Below are 15,958 nucleotides of genomic sequence, written 5' to 3'. Positions count from 1 at the left end.
AGGGGCTTTTGTGTGTTCGGGGCCCTTTTGCCCCGCGCCAGCACCCACCCATGATTCCGGCTGAACCGACAAGTAAGGCGACACGAGACGTGAGCACGCAGCACAGCGAAACCGAGGCCACCGGGTCGAGCTACCGATTCCAGGACCTCGAGGCGACGTGGGGCCCGGTGTGGGAGGAGCTCGGGGTCTTCACCCCGAAGGACGACGGCACCGCCGAGCGCCGCTACGTGCTGGACATGTTCCCGTACCCCTCCGGCGACCTGCACATGGGCCACGCCGAGGCCTTCGCGATGGGCGACGTCGTCTCGCGCTATTGGCGCCAGCTCGGCTACGACGTCCTGCACCCGATCGGCTGGGACTCCTTCGGACTGCCGGCGGAGAACGCCGCGATCAAGCGGAACGCGCATCCCTCCGAGTGGACGTACGCGAACATCGAGACCCAGGCCGCGTCGTTCAAGCGCTACGCCATCAGCGCCGACTGGTCCCGCCGGCTGCACACCTCGGACCCCGGCTACTACCGGTGGACGCAGTGGCTGTTCACCCGCTTCCATGAGAAGGGCCTGGCCTACCGGAAGGACCACCCGGTCAACTGGTGCCCCAAGGACCAAACCGTGCTGGCCAACGAGCAGGTCGTCGCCGGCGCCTGCGAACGCTGCGGGACGCCCGTGACGAAGAAGTCCCTGAACCAGTGGTATTTCAGGATCACCGAGTACGCCGACCGGCTGCTGGATGACATGGACCAGCTGAAGGGCCACTGGCCCGAGCGCGTCCTGGCCATGCAGCGCAACTGGATCGGCCGTTCGGAGGGGGCCCACGTCGATTTCGCCGTCGAGGCCACCGACGAGTCGCCGTCCCGCGCCGTCACCGTATTCACGACGCGGCCCGACACCCTCTACGGGGCCACCTTCTTCGTCGTCGCGGCCGACGCCGACCTCGCCGGCGAACTTGTGACCGCAGACCGCCGCGCCGGGCTGGAGGCCTACCAGGAGCAGGTCAAGGCCCTGTCCGAAATCGAGCGCCAGTCCACGGAGCGCGAGAAGACCGGCGTCTTCCTGGGACGGTACGCCATCAACCCGCTGAACGGGGAGCGGCTGCCGGTCTGGGCCGCCGACTACGTGCTGGCCGAGTACGGCACGGGCGCGATCATGGCGGTTCCCGCGCACGACCAGCGCGACCTGGACTTCGCCAAGACCTTTGGCCTGCCGGTGCGCATGGTCGTGGACACGGGCGAGGAGGACCCGGCGGTCAGCGGCACCGCGACGGTGGGCGAGGGCACCCTGGTCAACTCCGGCGAGCTGTCCGGGCTGGGCAAGGACGAGGCGATCGCGCGCGCCATCGAGATCGTGGAGGCCGCGGGCACCGGACGGCACACCGTGAACTTCCGCCTGCGCGACTGGCTGCTGTCGCGCCAGCGCTTCTGGGGGACACCGATCCCGATCGTCCACTGCGCCGACTGCGGCGAGGTCCCCGTCCCGGACGACCAGCTGCCCGTCACCCTGCCCGAGAACCTCCGGGGCGAGGCCCTCGCGCCGCAGGGCACGTCCCCGCTGGCGGCGGCCGAGGACTGGGTCAACACCACCTGCCCGTCGTGCGGCGGTGCCGCGAAGCGGGACACGGACACCATGGACACGTTCGTGGATTCCTCGTGGTACTTCCTCCGCTTCGTGTCGCCCGAATACACCGAGGGCCCGTTCGACCCGGCCGCGGCGGCGCGCTGGATGCCGGTCGGCCAGTACGTGGGCGGGGTCGAGCACGCCATCCTGCACCTGCTGTACTCCCGCTTCTTCACCAAGGTGATCCACGACCTGGGACTCATCCCCTTCAGCGAGCCCTTCTCGGCGCTGCTCAACCAGGGGCAGGTGCTCAACGGCGGCAAGGCCATGAGCAAGTCGCTGGGCAACGGCGTCGACTTGGGCGAGCAGCTGGACAAGTACGGCGTCGACGCCGTGCGGCTCACCATGATCTTCGCCTCCCCGCCGGAGGACGACGTCGACTGGGCGGATGTCTCGCCGTCGGGGTCCGCCAAGTTCCTGGCCCGGGCCTGGCGCCTGGCCGGCGACGTGACCAGCGCGCCCGGCGCGGACCCCGCGGCGGGCGACGTGGCGCTGCGCCGCGTCACGCACCGCACGGTCGCGGACGCGGCCGAGCTGCTGGACGCGAGCAAGTTCAACGTCGTCGTCGCCAAGACGATGGAGCTGGTGAACGCGACCCGCAAGGCCATCGACTCCGGCCCCGGCGCCGGCGACCCGGCCGTGCGCGAGGCCGTGGAGGCCGTGGCCGTGATCCTCAGCCTGTTCGCCCCCTACACGGCGGAGGACATGTGGGCGCAGCTGGGCCACGGGCCGTCCGTTGCGAACGCCGGTTGGCCGACGGTCGATCCTTCGCTGCTGGTCCAGGACACGGTCGTGGCCGTCGTCCAGGTCCGGGGCAAGGTCCGCGACCGGCTGGACGTGCCCGCGGACATCACGGAGGACGCGCTGCGCGAGCTCGCGCTCGCGTCCGAGCCGGTGCAGCGGGCCCTCGAGGGGCGCGGCCTGCGGACCGTGATCGTCCGCGCGCCGAAACTCGTGAACATCGTTCCGGAGTAACCTGATCCGAACCGGCGCGTCGTCGGACACCGCAGAGAACGGAACGCAGCGCATGGAGCCCCAGCAGGCGGCCGGGAAGCCCGCTCGGCAGGACCGCGCCCCGGGCTGGCTGGACCGCCTGCGCTCTCGCGGCCGCGACGCCCAGCAGGCCGGCGCCCGGCCCGCCCCGGGCCGGGTCGCCGTCGTCACGGACTCGGCGGCGGCGGTTCCCGCGGCATGGGCGGCGGCGCACGCCGCCACGCTGGCCATCGTGCCGATGCCGGTGATGATCGACGGGCAGATGTACACCGAGGGGCTCGACGACGTCGAGACCGAGCTGGCGCTCGCGCTGGCCTTGGGCAAGCCGGTCCAGACGTCGCGGCCGGCGCCGGGGCTGGTCCTGCGCACCTACCGCCGGCTCGCCGAGGCGGGGTTCGAGGAGATCGTCTCCCTGCACCTCTCCGCCAAGCTCTCCGGCACCGTCGACGCCGCCCGCTGGGCCGCGGAGGAGGCGCCCGTGCCGGTGACCGTGGTCGACTCCGCGACGGTGGGCCTGGCCCAGGGCTTCGCGGTGATGGACGCGGTCGCCGCGGCCGAGGCGGGACTGTCCGCCTCCGCCGTCGCCGAGGCCGCCGCGCGGGCCGGCGACAACACGATCGGCTTCGTGGTCCCCAGCCTGGAGCAGCTGCGCAAGGGCGGCCGGATCAACGCGGCGGCCAGCATGTTCGGGACGCTCCTGGCCGTCAAGCCCCTGCTCGCGGTGGCCGACGGGCAGATTGTGGTCCGGGAGAAGGTGCGCACGCTTCCCCGGGCGCTGGTCCGTCTGGTCGCGCTGAGCCGCGAGCGGGCGGCGGATCTTCCCGGCGGGGCGCGCGTGGCCGTGCAGTACTTCGGCAACGACGAACAGGCCCGCGAACTCGTCCACGAGCTCGCGGGCTCCGCCGCGGAGCCCGTGCTGTGCGAGCCGCTGCCCGCCGTGCTCGCCGCGCACACCGGCGCGGGCGTGCTGGCCGTCGTGGTGGCCGGGTTGCCCGGGCCGGCGTCGGGGGGACCAGCGCCGGCGGTGCCCGGCGCATCCGACGGGCAGGGGTCCGCCACCCCGGCTGCCTGAGCCGCCGGCTCGTCGCTGCCGGTCCGCGCAGAAGCCGCCGGCTCGCGCAAGGACGGCGCGGCCCCGCGACTCGCCCTCCACAGGGTCCGCGGCCGACCCGGGTTGCACACGGGCTGCCGGAGCGGGCTCGGGCGCGCGCCGCGCGGCCTAGCGTTGGCGCATGGTCCGTCACCGCTGGGAACTCCGCGAGGACGTCGCCGCACCCCACGGGTCCGGCCGGCGCCTCCGGTTGCGCCTCGGACGGGGCGCAACCCTGTGCATCCTGCTCGGCGCCGTGGCGTGGATCGCCGCCAGCCTCCTTTTCCATCCCGCGTCGGGCGGTGGGACCCTGCTGGGGGAGGTGCGGCTGGAGCCCGACCGCGCCTCCGGGCACGGCGTGTCCGGGCCGCCCGAGGCGCCCGGCGTCCAGACACATGAACTGCCGGGGAGTCCGGCCGCGCAGGAACCGGCCCCGTCAGCGCAGGAACCGGCCCCGCCAGCGCAGGATCCGCCCCCGCCAGCGCAGGATCCGGCCCCGCCCGGGGAGGGGACAGGCGGCGGGCCGGCGTCCGCGCCGCCACCGGGCGGGCTGTCGGGGGGCCCTTCCCCAGGGTCCGCGCCCGGGACCGCCGCCGAGGAGTCCCGGACCCTGCTCGTCGTGCATGTGGCCGGGGCCGTGAGGAAGCCTGGCGTCTACGAATTCGCACCGGGGACGCGGGCGGGCACGGCCGTCGCGGCCGCCGGGGGGCTGACGGCCGACGCGGACGCCGCGGCCGTCAATCTCGCGGCACCCGTGGTGGACGGGACGCAAATCCTCATCCCGGTCCGGGGCGAGGCGCCGGCCGCGCCGCCGTCGGGCGGAGAGCCCTCCCCGGGAACCCGGGGCGGGACGGCGGGGCCCCCGGGCGGCGGGGCACCGGGCGCGGCGGTCAACATCAACACGGCCACCGCCGCGGAGCTCGATACCCTGCCGGGCATCGGTCCCGTGCTCGCCGGAAGCATCGTGGATTTTCGGCAACGCAACGGCCCGTTCGCCTCGATGGCCGAACTGGACGCCGTCTCGGGGATCGGGCCCGCCATGATGGGCAAGCTCGAGGGCCTCGTGGCGTTCCAATGAGCCGCAGCCGCCCCAGGGCCGCCGAGGACGCGCCGACGCGCGTCGACGCCCGCGGGCTGTGGCTGGCCGGGGGAGGGTGGGCCGCCGCGTGGCTGCTGGTCCGCCAGGAAGCCTGGGTCCCGGCCGCGGCCGCCGCGCTCGGCAGCGGGGCGCTGTCTCTTTTCGCGCTCGTCCTGCTCCGGAACAGGGGGTTGCTGGCGTGGGCCAGCCGCTGGTGGGCGCCGCTGGCCGCCGCCCTCGCCGGGGCCACGGTGGTCGCGGGCTCCATCGCGGGCCAGTCCGTCGGCCGGCACGATCCCGTCCTCGACGCGCACGTGCGCTCCGGCGAATCCGTTCGCTTCACCGCGCGGCTGCTGGAGGCCCCGCGCCCGCTCCGGGCCGCGCCCGCGTTCGCCCAAGAGGAGGAACCGGCGGGCGCCGCTTTGGGTGCCGAATCGGGCGGCGCAGCGTCCGGCACCCACCCGCCCGCCAGGACGGCCGAGCCCGCCGCGTCGACGTGGATGGCCGGTGCCCGTTTGGAGCGCTACGCCGCCGACGGGAACTGGCATGCCTCGGGAGGCGACCGCGTGCTCCTCGTGCTGTCCGCCCGGCACCTGCCGGCCACGGGGTTTCCGCGCGCAGGGGACGCCGTCGAGGGGCTCGCCCGGGCCACGGCGGCGCCGCGCGAGGACCGCGAGCGGCTCTGGCTCCGGTCCTCCGCGGGCGTGCGGGTGCTGCCCGCCCCGGGACCGCCGGCCCCGGCTGAGGAGTTGCGGTCCCGGCTGGTGCGGCACGCGGCCGTCCTCCCCGCCGACGGTCCCGCCCTGCTCCCGGGAATGGTCATGGGCGACCGTTCCGGCCAGGACGGGGAACTCTCCGACGCGATGAAGAGCGCGGGGCTGGTCCATCTGACCGCCGTGAGCGGGGCGAACTGCGCCATGATCCTGGGTGCCGTGCTGTGGATCGGCCGTGCCGCCGGACTGCCCCGCGCGGCCGTCTTCCTCGCGTCCCTCGCGTGCCTGCTGGGCTTCGTCGCGCTGGTGCGGCCGGAGCCGTCCGTGGTGCGGGCCGCCGTGATGGGCGCCGTGGCCGCCGCCGCCGTGTACGCGGGGCGGGGGCGCCAGGCCTTCGCGGCGCTGAGCGCCTGCGTTGTGGCCCTGCTCGCGTGGGATCCGTGGTTCGCGGGGGAACCGGCCTTCCAGCTCTCCGTGGCCGCCACGGCCGGCATCGTCCTGCTCGGTCGGCCCCTCGGCCTCCTGCTCCGCAGGGTCCTTCCGGGGTGGCTCGCGGACGGCACCGCGATCAGCGTGGCGGCCCAGCTCTTTTGCCTGCCCATCCTCGTCGCCATGGACGCGGGCCTGGCCGTGTACTCGGTACCGGCCAACGTCGTGGTGGCGCCGCTGATTCCGGTGGTGACCGTGGCCGGGACCGCGGCGCTGCTGCTGGGCGGCCTCCCGTCTCCCCTCGTCGCGCCGTGGGTGTGGGTGGCGGGGCTTCCCGCGGCGTTGGTGGGTTGGGTCGGGCGACGCGTCGCGGACCTGCCCCACGCGACCCTGCCCTGGCCCGAGGGGCCGGGCGGCGTTGCGGGCGCCGTCCTGCTGGCGGCCCTGGCGCTGGTGGCGTCGTGGCTCGCGCTGAGCCCCACTCCCGCCGAACCGGCCGGTGACGGGGACGGGACGCGCCGGTTCGCCGCGCCGCGCACCCTCGGCGCGGCGCTGGCCGCCGCCGCGGCCGGACTCCTGCTGGGCATCACGCTGCCGATCACCTCCCTCCAGCGGTCCGCCCCGGACGAGTGGCTCATGGCCGCGTGCGACGTCGGACAGGGCGACGCGCTCGCGCTGCGCACGGGAACGGACAGTGCGGTGCTGGTGGACGCGGGCCCGGACCCGGACGCCGTCGACTCCTGTCTCGGCGCGCTGGGCGTCGCCAGGGTCGACGCCCTCTTCATCACGCACCTCCACGCCGACCACGCCGGCGGGGTGGCCGGGGTGTTCGGGGGCAGGCCGGTCGGCCCGGTCTACTACTCGACGGCGGGCGACGCGCCCGGGCCCGCCGACCTGCCGCCCGGCGTGGCCGCGGTTCGGGTGGGTGCGGGCGACCGCGGTTCCGCCGGACCCGTGACATGGTCCGTGCTTTCGCCCCACGCCGGGCGCCCGTCGGTCACGGAAAACGACGCCTCCCTGGTGGTCCTGTTCGGGTGGGACGGTTCCGCGGAGCCGCGTGCCGCCTCCGGGTCCGCGGACCCCGGGACGCCCGGCACCACCCTGCTGGCCACCGGCGACATCGAGGAGGACGCGATGCGGGCGCTGCTCGGCAGGAATCCCGCGTTGCGCGCCGACATCCTGAAGGTCAGCCACCACGGGGCTCGCAACGGGGGCAACGAGGTGATCGAACAGGTCGGAGCCGGCGTTGCGCTGATCAGCGTCGGACGGGACAACAGCTACGGGCATCCGGCGCCCGCCATCCTCTCCGCCCTGGAATCCGCGGGGACCCCGGCTTTCCGCACCGACACGTCGGGGACGCTGGTCCTGCGGAGCACACCGGACGGCGGACTGGCGGTCATGGGCCTCGGCGCCCGGCTGGACCCGTGAGCGGCGTCGGGGGAGGGGATAGGATGCAGGGGCACCACCGAGGCGGAAGGCGGACACGATGGCGACAGGCAGGGCGAATCCCTCCAGGGGAGCGGCGGGGAGGACCGGCGCCCCCCACGCATGGCGCAGCGCGGAACCCGCGCCGCTGGTGCTCCTGCAGGGACCCGAGGACTACATCGCGTCGCGGGCCTTCGACCGCGTCCGGTCCAGGGTCAGGGAGGACCAGCCCGAGGCGGAGACGATCGCGTTCGAGGCGACGTCCTACCAGCGCGGGGAGCTGCTGCTCGCCGCCAGCCCCTCGCTCTTCGCCGAGGGCAAGATCATCGAGGTCCGTTCGCTGGCCACCATGAACGAGGAGTTCCTCGAGGACATGATGGCCTACTCCGCCGCGCCGGCCGAGGACGTCGTCGTCGTCATGCACCACTCGGGCGGCAACCGGGGGAAGAAGCTGCTCGACACGCTCAAGTCCGCGGGCGCCGTGGTCGTGGAGTGCCAGCCGCTGAAGAAGGACGCCGAAAAGCTGGACTTCGTCGCGCAGGAGTTCAAGAACGCCAAGCGGCGGATCCACTCCGATGCCGCCCGCGCGCTGGTCGCCGCGGTGGGTTCCGATCTGCAGGAGTTGGCCGCCGCCTGCAGCCAGCTGATCCAGGACACCACGGGAGAGATCGAGCAGGACACTGTCGACCGCTACTTCGGCGGGAGGGTCGAGGCCACGGGCTTCAAGGTGGCCGACGCCGCGCTGACGGGTCGCGGGGCACTCGCGCTGAGCACGCTCCGCCACGCGCTCGCCACCGGGACGGATCCCGTGCCCATCGTCGCCGCGCTGGCCATGAAGCTGCGGCAGGTGGCCAAGGTCGCCGGACAACGCAAATCCTCCGGCCAGCTGGCGCGCGAGCTGGGCATGGCGCCGTGGCAGGTGCAGCAGGCGCAGGAACAGGCGCAGTACTGGACACCCGACGAGCTGGTGCGCTGCCTGCGGCTGGTGGCCGAGGCCGACGCGCAGGTCAAGGGCGCCTCGCGGGACCCGGAGTACGCCGTTGAGCGCGCCGTCACGGGCATCGCCCTCGCCGCCCGGAGGTAGGAGGCGGCCGCACGGCGGTCGGGGCAACGCGACCGGTAGGCGGCCGCCGGGGGCTGCCCGGCCCGCGGCAACGGCCGCGCGCCAGCCGGTCCGCTGCCCCGGGACGTCGACCCAAAAAGCAGGGCCGCCCCGGATGCCGGGGCGGCCCTGCTGACGCTGATGCGGTCTCGTTAGAGAGCGCCGACCTTCTTGGAGATGGCCGACTTGCGGTTCGCCGCGTTGTTCTTGTGCACGACGCCCTTGCTGACGGCCTTGTCCAGCTTGCGGCTGGCGGCGGCCAGCGCGGTGCCGGCGGCATCCTTGTCCGACGCGGCCACGGCCACGTTGACGGAGCGGATGGCGGTCTTCAGCTCCGACTTGATGGCCGCGTTACGCAGGCGGGCCTTCTCGTTGGTGAGGATGCGCTTCTTCTGGGACTTGATATTTGCCACTGGATAAACTCTCTTGCTCTCGCGGAAATGGTCGGTGAGGGTTCACTCCAGAGCCATTGACTGAGCGGCGTGGGGATACCTGTGGCGACTCGGGAGAAGTGCCCGTCGACCTGCGCGGACACACAGCAGACAATGTTAGCACCGATGCCGCCGGCCCGCGATTCGGGGACGCCCCCCGGCGCGCCGGGCCGGCTACGGGTCGGAGCCGGCCTCACCGCAGGCGGGCGGCCACCTGCTCGAACCTGTCCCGCGCCAGGACGGCGCCCTCCCGGCGGATGCCCTCGGGCAGGAGCCGGACCACGCGGTCCACCCGGACCTCGCTGGGTCGTCCCTTCGAATCCCACGCGCCGGACCCGATGTCGACGTAGCCGCTGTCGCCGCCGCTGCCGTTGTTGCGGTCCTTGGAGGTGAGCATAAGGCCCAGCAGGTAGCCGCCGTCGTGCCCGACCAGCAGCACGGGGCGGTCCTTGCCCCGGCCGTGGTCCTCCTCGTAGGGAACCCAGGCCCACACGACCTCGCCCGGATCGGGCTCGCCGTCCGGTCTGGGGTGGTAGGTCGGCCGCAGCCGGCCCGTGAAGTCCCCGGGATAGCCGCCGCCGCGCCAGCCCGCCGCCTCGCCCGACACCGCGCCGGAGATCGGCGCCCCCGCCAGCCGGGCCTTCGGCCGCCGATCCGCCGCCGCGCCGGGGACGGGCCCGCCGGGGCGCGTCGGCGAGGGCGCGCCGGGGCGGAACAGCCGCAGCGCGGACTCGAGCAGCTTCATCAGGTGGCGGCCGTTGCTTTGCATGCGCACACGGTACCAGCAGGGCCGCGGGGCGCGGCGGGGGAGCGGCGCCGTCGAAACATGGGAGAATGGGGCTTTGCGGAACTTCCGCGCCCACTTCACGACTGTCTGTACCAGAGCGAGGTCACCCACGTGTCACCCATGGCCCGCACCGCACCGGTGCCCGCCGCCACCGATCCGGCGATTATCAGGAACTTCTGCATCATCGCCCACATCGACCATGGCAAGTCCACCCTGGCTGACCGGATGCTGCAGTCGACCGGCGTCGTCCAGCAGCGCGACATGAAGGCCCAGTACCTGGACCGCATGGACATCGAGCGCGAGCGCGGCATCACCATCAAGTCGCAGGCCGTGCGCATGCCATGGGAAGTCGACGGAACCGCCTTCGCGCTGAACATGATCGACACGCCGGGGCACGTGGACTTCACCTACGAGGTCTCCCGCTCCCTCGCCGCGTGCGAGGGGGCCGTGCTGCTCGTCGACGCCGCGCAGGGGATCGAGGCCCAGACGCTGGCCAACCTCTACCTGGCTATGGAGAACAACCTCACGATCATTCCGGTCCTGAACAAGATCGACCTCCCGGCGGCGCAGCCGGAGAAGTACGCGGCCGAACTCGCGAACCTCATCGGCGGCAAGCCCGAGGACGTGCTGCGCGTCTCGGGCAAGACCGGCGAGGGCGTCGAGGTTCTGCTGGACAAGATCGTGCGCGACCTCCCGCCGCCGGTGGGGGATCCCGACGCCCCGGCCCGCGCGATGATCTTCGACTCGGTCTACGACACCTACCGCGGCGTCGTGACCTACGTGCGCGTCGTCGACGGCCACCTGAGCCCGCGCGAGCGCATCCAGATGATGTCGACGCGCGCCAGCCACGAACTGCTGGAGATCGGCGTGAGCTCCCCGGAGCCGACGCCGTCGCAGGGCCTCGGCGTCGGCGAGGTCGGCTATCTGATCACGGGCGTGAAGGACGTGCGCCTGTCCAAGGTCGGCGACACGGTGACCAACCTGGCCAAGCCGGCCAAGGAGTCGCTGGGCGGCTACGAGGACCCGAAGCCGATGGTGTTCTCCGGCCTCTACCCCATCGACGGCTCCGACTACCCGGTCCTGCGCGACGCCCTGGACAAGCTGCAGCTCAACGACGCGGCCCTGACCTACGTCCCGGAGACCTCCGTTGCGCTCGGCTTCGGCTTCCGCGTGGGCTTCCTCGGCCTGCTGCACCTCGAGATCGTCCGCGAGCGGCTGGAGCGCGAGTTCAACCTCGACCTGATCTCCACCGCGCCGAACGTGGTCTACGAGGTCATGACCGACGACAAGAGGATGGTCACGGTCACGAACCCCAGCGAGTTCCCCACCGGCAAGATCCACGAGGTGCACGAGCCGATGGTCGCCGCGACCATCCTGGCCCCAAACGAGTTCGTCGGCGCCATCATGGAGCTCTGCCAGTCCCGGCGCGGCCAGATGCGCGGCATGGACTACCTCTCCGAGGAGCGCGTCGAGCTGCGCTACTGGCTACCGCTGGCCGAGATCGTCTTCGACTTCTTCGACATCCTCAAGTCCAAGACCCGCGGCTACGCGTCGCTGGACTGGAAGGCCGACGGCGAGCAGATCGCCGACCTCGTGAAGGTCGACATCCTGCTGCAGGGCGAGCAGGTGGATGCGTTCAGCGCCATCACGCACAAGGACAAGGCGTACTCCTACGGCACGATGATGACCTCCAAGCTGCGCGAACTAATCCCGCGCCAGCAGTTCGAGGTGCCGATCCAGGCGGCCATCGGGTCGCGCATCATCGCCCGCGAGAGCATCCGCGCCATCCGCAAGGACGTCCTGGCGAAATGCTACGGCGGCGACATCTCCCGCAAGCGCAAGCTGCTGGAGAAGCAGAAGGAGGGCAAGAAGCGCATGAAGATGGTCGGCCGCGTCGAGGTGCCCCAGGAGGCCTTCATCGCCGCGCTGTCCTCGGACGAGTCCAAGGACAAGGGCAAGAAGTAGCCGCATGCCTTCTGTTCTGCCGCTGGGCGACCCGGCGCCGGCCGACGGCCTGCTGCCCCCCTCCAGCCGGGAGGGCGCGGCGACGCGTCCCTTCTGCGTCTACGTCCACATCCCCTTCTGCGCCGTGCGCTGCGGGTACTGCGACTTCAACACCTACACGGCGCACGAGCTCGGCTCCGGCGCGACCCAGGACACCTACGCCTCGGCCGTGGCCGCGGAGCTGGACTTCGGCCACGCGGCGCTGCGCGCGTCGGGAATCCACGAGCGCCCGGTGGAAACCGTGTTCTTCGGGGGCGGCACGCCCACGCTCCTGCCCGCCGAGGACCTCGCGCACGTCCTCGGGCGCATCCGGGGCCTGTGGGGGCTCGCCGAGGGGGCGGAGGTCACGACCGAGGCGAATCCGGACTCGGTCACGCCGGAGTCGCTGCGCGTCCTGGCGGAGGCCGGGTTCACGCGTGTCTCCTTCGGCATGCAGTCCGCGGTGCCGCACGTCCTGAAGACCCTGGACCGGACGCACCGGCCGGACCGCGTGCCGCTGGCGGTCCAGTGGGCCCGGGACGCCGGTCTGGACGTGAGCGTCGACCTGATCTACGGGACACCGGGGGAGAGCCTCGAGGACTGGAGGGCAAGCCTGGAGGCGGCGCTGTCCTACGAGCCGGACCACATCTCGGCCTACGCGCTGATCATCGAGGACGGGACCCGGCTGGCAGCGCAAATCAGGCGGGGCGAGGTGCCGGACATCGACGACGACGACCACGCCGACAAGTACCTGCTGGCCGACCGCCTGCTCGCCGGCGCCGGGTTCTCCTGGTACGAGGTGAGCAACTGGAGCCGGTCCGCCGCCACCCGGTGCCGCCACAACCTGGCCTACTGGACCGGCGCCGACTGGTGGGGCGCGGGCCCGGGCGCGCACTCGCACGTGGGCGGGCTCCGCTGGTGGAACGTCAAGCACCCGTCGGCGTACCAGCAGCGCATCGATGCGGCGGTGTCGCCCGCCGCGGGCCGCGAGACCCCCGACGAGGATGCCCGCTACCTGGAGCGCGCGATGCTCCTGACGCGGATCGCGGAGGGGATGCCGATCGAGGGGCTCCGGCCGGGTGGACGCCGGGCCGTCGCGGGTCTCATCGCCGACGGGCTGGTGGAGGGCCGGGACGCGGTCGCGGGCCGGATCGTGCCGACGCTGCAGGGCCGGCTCCTCGCCGACGCGGTGGTCCGGCGGCTCCTCGAGTTCTAGGGGACGTCCGGGGTGCTCGAGTTCCGGGGGACCTCCGGGGTGCGGGCCAGAAGTACCAAAGGACCCGCACGACGACGGGCGGCGTGGCGTGCGGAAACCCGCGTGCCGCGGAACGCCGGAGCGTGCGGGACTACTTGACCAGGCGCAGGTTGAAGGGGTACCGGTACGGGCGGCCGCGGTTGACCTCGATGCCCGCGACGACGCCGCTGACCGTGAGGTAGACCCAGATGGCGACGGCGATGACCGCGAAGAATCCCCCGATGACGGGCACCAGCGTGAGCAGGTTCGCGAGCATCGCGACGGCGGTCAGGGGCAGCGTGAAGTTCAGCGCCTCCTTGGATTCCTGGGCGGTGAACGGCCCGCGCGCGCGGTAGACGTAGTAGATGACCGCGGACGGCAGGAATCCGAGGATCGCCCCGAAGTGCGCGATGGTGGCCCATTGCCGGTCCTCCGAGGGACTCAGCGGCAGCGGAGCGGGGGAGGACCCCTCGAACCGCGCGGCGCCGGTGGGACCGTTCCGCGCCTTGTCGTCGAACCCGTGGGTCACGGCGGTTTCCTCCATCGTCTGCGCTCCGACGGCATGACTGCATCCGTCTCTGGGTCACAGTTTATCGCTAAGAACCGGCGGCGCCGCCCACGCCGGCGCCGTGCCGCGGGATACGCTCCTCACATGGAAACGCTGGTGTGGATCGCCGGATCCGCGGTCGCGGCCTTCGCGGCGCTGACGCTGATCGTCTGGTTGGCCTCCCGCGCCCGCTTCGACGGCCGGCATGCCGGCGGCGGACTCGCCGGGTCGCTAGGGGTCGTGCAGGACTTCTACCAGCCCCAAGCCGTGGAGGCCCACGCCGCTCAGGAAGAAGAGAAGCGGCGCATCGTGTCGGTCGGGAACGCCCTCGGTGCCGACACACCGCACGACGGCGGTGCCGCGGGACCCGGCGCGCCGGCACCGCGGAGGGTCGGGGCCGCGGGGGACACCGCACCCGACGCCGCATCCGATGCCGGGCCCGACGACGGGAGATCCCCGGGCCCCGCGGGCAGTCTCTAGCTGCCGTCGGCGGTCAGGAAGTCGATGACCTCCTCGACGCGCCCCAGGAGGCTCGGTTCGAGATCGGCGTACGTGGTGACGCTGCCGAGCAGGCGCTTCCAGCCCAGCGCGACGTCGGCCGCCGTCGAGTGCGGCCACCCAAGGCCCCTGAGGATGCCGGTCTTCCAGTCGGTGCCGCGCGGCACCACGGGCCAGGCGGCGATCCCGAGCACCGAGGGGCGGATGGCCTGCCACACGTCGACGTAGGGGTGACCGACGATCAGCACGTTGCCGCGGACCCCGGGGACGGCCATCGCCGCGGCCGCGATGCGTTCCTCCTTGGTGCCGGCCACGAGGTGGTCCACCAGGATGCCCAGCCGGCGCCCCGGGCCGGGGGAGAAGTCCCGCACGGCGCCCGCGAGGTCGTCCACGCCATGCAGGGGCTCGACGACGATGCCCTCGACGCGGAGATCGTGCCCCCAGACCTTCTCGACCAGTTCGGCGTCGTGCTTGCCCTCGACCCAAATCCGGCTGGCCCGCGCCGTGCGCGCCTTCAGGTGGTCGACGCGGACCGACCCCGAGGCCGTGCGGGAGGGCGCGGACGCCGCCGCGCGCACCGGCTCGACCAGCTCGATCGGCTCGCCCTCGAGCAGGAAGCCGAAGCCGGTGCGGAAGGACTTCGTCCTGCCCCGGCGGTCCTCGAGCACGACGACGCGCATGCCCCCCGCCTTCTCGATCCGGACGACCTCGCCGACCCACCCGCTCTGGACGTCCTCGAGCACCTGGCCCCGGGCGACCGGCACCCGGCGCAGCTCGCCGCGCTTCGGCGCCGAAATGTCGCGTGCGCCCCACTCGTAGTTGTTCACTGGGCTGACCCGGCCTTTCGTGGTGGCCCCCGGCGGGCCGCGGTGCGCCGGGCTCCCGGACGCGGGAACCATGCTAACAACCCGGCTAAGGTATTAGACTTAGCACTTGAACGTGTCGAGTGCTAAGGCGTCGGCCACCTGCCGGCGCGCCACCGCCGACACGCCACCATCGACGGAAACAGGAGGGTCCCATGTCCGAACCGCGTCGACTTGAGGTCCTCCGGGCCATTGTCGAGGACTACGTGCACTCGCGCGAGCCCGTGGGGTCGAAGGCGCTGGTGGAGCGCCACCAGCTCGGCGTCTCCGCCGCCACCATCCGCAACGACATGGCCGCCCTCGAGGAGGAGGGCCTGATCGTCGCCCCGCACACCTCCTCGGGGCGCGTGCCCACCGAACAGGGATACCGCCGCTTCGTGGACCGCATCGGCGACGTGCGGCCCCTCTCCGCCGCGGAGCGCCGGGCCATCCAGTCCCTGATCGCCGGCGCCGACGACATCGACGACGTGCTGGAGCGCACCGTGCGCCTGCTGGCCCACCTGACGCACCAGGTGGCGGTCATCCAGGTCCCGCAGCACACCGACGCCACCGTCCGGCACATCGAGCTCGTGGGGCTCGGCTCCGGGCAGGTGCTCGCCGTCCTCATCAGCACCACCGGCAAGGTCGACCAGCGGGTCGTGATGACGCCGCCGGACACCACGGACGAGGACCTGCTCACCCTGAAGTCCGCCTTCCTGGCGGCCGGAGGGGGCCGGCGCCTCAACGAGCTTTCCGACGCCGCGGCCGCCGCCGTCGACCACCTGCCAGCACGGCTGCAGACCGCGGGGCGGACGCTTGCCGCGGCCCTCGGCACCCTGGGCGACAACAGCGCCGTCGATCGGATCGTCATGGCCGGGACGGCAAACCTGGCCCGATCCACGGGCGACTTCCCGCTGACGATCACGCCCGTGCTCGAGGCGCTGGAGGAGCAGGTGGTCCTGCTGCGGCTGTTCTCCGAGATGGAGCTGGACGCGCGGGGCATCGCCGTGCGGATCGGCAGCGAGAACAGCTACGGTGGCCTGACCGAGACCTCCGTCATCGCGACGGGCTACGGGCCCGGGGAGACCGCCAAGATGGGAATCCTCGGCCCGACCCGCATGGACTATCCCTCGAGCATGGCCGCCGTGCGCGCGGTCGCCCGCTACCTCTCCCGGATATTGGCTGGCTAGCGC

13 protein-coding genes are annotated in these 15,958 nt (G+C 72.8%); 9 read left to right on the top strand and 4 right to left on the bottom strand.

Features of this window, described 5'->3' with window-relative positions:
* The first annotated feature begins 50 nt into the window (after window positions 1-50).
* From leuS to holA, 5 genes are all read left to right on the top strand, one after another.
* Window positions 51-2,588, top strand: coding sequence for a leucine--tRNA ligase (gene leuS / locus ACETWP_RS07020; RefSeq protein WP_373971501.1), 2,538 nt, complete (start codon window positions 51-53; stop codon window positions 2,586-2,588).
* A gap of 52 nt (window positions 2,589-2,640) precedes the next feature.
* Window positions 2,641-3,678: a DegV family protein gene (locus tag ACETWP_RS07015; protein ID WP_373971500.1), complete on the top strand. Its 1,038-nt coding sequence runs from the start codon at window positions 2,641-2,643 to the stop codon at window positions 3,676-3,678.
* Between the two features lie 160 nt (window positions 3,679-3,838).
* Window positions 3,839-4,774: a ComEA family DNA-binding protein gene (locus ACETWP_RS07010; RefSeq protein WP_373971499.1), complete on the top strand. Its 936-nt coding sequence runs from the start codon at window positions 3,839-3,841 to the stop codon at window positions 4,772-4,774.
* Window positions 4,771-7,344: a ComEC/Rec2 family competence protein gene (locus ACETWP_RS07005; protein ID WP_373971498.1), complete on the top strand. Its 2,574-nt coding sequence runs from the start codon at window positions 4,771-4,773 to the stop codon at window positions 7,342-7,344. Before ACETWP_RS07010 ends, ACETWP_RS07005 begins: the two co-directional genes overlap by 4 nt.
* Before the next feature lie 58 nt (window positions 7,345-7,402).
* Window positions 7,403-8,425, top strand: coding sequence for a DNA polymerase III subunit delta (gene holA / locus ACETWP_RS07000; protein WP_373971497.1), 1,023 nt, complete (start codon window positions 7,403-7,405; stop codon window positions 8,423-8,425).
* A 170-nt stretch (window positions 8,426-8,595) separates the two neighbouring features.
* On the opposite strand, the gene rpsT is transcribed toward holA, so the two are convergent.
* Window positions 8,596-8,856, bottom strand: a complete 261-nt coding sequence (gene rpsT, locus ACETWP_RS06995; RefSeq protein WP_373971496.1) for a 30S ribosomal protein S20 — start codon at window positions 8,854-8,856, stop codon at window positions 8,596-8,598.
* A gap of 211 nt (window positions 8,857-9,067) precedes the next feature.
* Entirely contained in the window at window positions 9,068-9,643 is a 576-nt protein-coding gene (locus ACETWP_RS06990) for a type II toxin-antitoxin system PemK/MazF family toxin (RefSeq protein ID WP_373971495.1), read from the bottom strand.
* A 129-nt stretch (window positions 9,644-9,772) separates the two neighbouring features.
* Between ACETWP_RS06990 and lepA the strand changes: the two genes are divergently transcribed.
* Complete coding sequence (lepA, locus tag ACETWP_RS06985) at window positions 9,773-11,626, top strand: translation elongation factor 4 (RefSeq protein ID WP_373971494.1); 1,854 nt, start codon at window positions 9,773-9,775, stop codon at window positions 11,624-11,626.
* A 4-nt stretch (window positions 11,627-11,630) separates the two neighbouring features.
* Entirely contained in the window at window positions 11,631-12,860 is a 1,230-nt protein-coding gene (hemW, locus tag ACETWP_RS06980) for a radical SAM family heme chaperone HemW (protein WP_373971493.1), read from the top strand.
* A gap of 130 nt (window positions 12,861-12,990) precedes the next feature.
* Here hemW and ACETWP_RS06975 read toward each other — a convergent pair whose 3' ends face one another.
* Complete coding sequence (locus ACETWP_RS06975) at window positions 12,991-13,422, bottom strand: DUF4870 domain-containing protein (RefSeq protein WP_373971492.1); 432 nt, start codon at window positions 13,420-13,422, stop codon at window positions 12,991-12,993.
* 108 nt (window positions 13,423-13,530) lie between these two features.
* Here ACETWP_RS06975 and ACETWP_RS06970 point away from each other — a divergent pair, with 108 nt between their 5' ends.
* Window positions 13,531-13,905 carry a hypothetical protein gene (locus tag ACETWP_RS06970; protein WP_373971491.1) on the top strand — a complete coding sequence of 125 codons (375 nt, stop codon included), beginning with the start codon at window positions 13,531-13,533 and terminating at the stop codon, window positions 13,903-13,905.
* On the opposite strand, the gene ACETWP_RS06965 is transcribed toward ACETWP_RS06970, so the two are convergent.
* A complete protein-coding gene (locus ACETWP_RS06965; protein WP_373971490.1) occupies window positions 13,902-14,750 on the bottom strand; it encodes a DUF3097 domain-containing protein in 849 nt (282 codons plus the stop codon). The two genes, ACETWP_RS06970 and ACETWP_RS06965, sit on opposite strands and share 4 nt — an antisense overlap.
* A 191-nt stretch (window positions 14,751-14,941) precedes the next feature.
* On the opposite strand from ACETWP_RS06965, the gene hrcA reads away from it, so the two are divergent.
* Window positions 14,942-15,955 (top strand): heat-inducible transcriptional repressor HrcA, encoded by a 1,014-nt coding sequence (gene hrcA / locus ACETWP_RS06960; protein WP_373971489.1) that lies wholly within the window; start codon window positions 14,942-14,944, stop codon window positions 15,953-15,955.
* The last annotated feature ends 3 nt before the right edge of the window (window positions 15,956-15,958 follow it).

The organism is Arthrobacter halodurans, assembly GCF_041877255.1.
Taxonomy (GTDB): domain Bacteria; phylum Actinomycetota; class Actinomycetes; order Actinomycetales; family Micrococcaceae; genus Arthrobacter_N; species Arthrobacter_N halodurans.
This window is presented reverse-complemented; position numbering and strand designations above follow the sequence as displayed.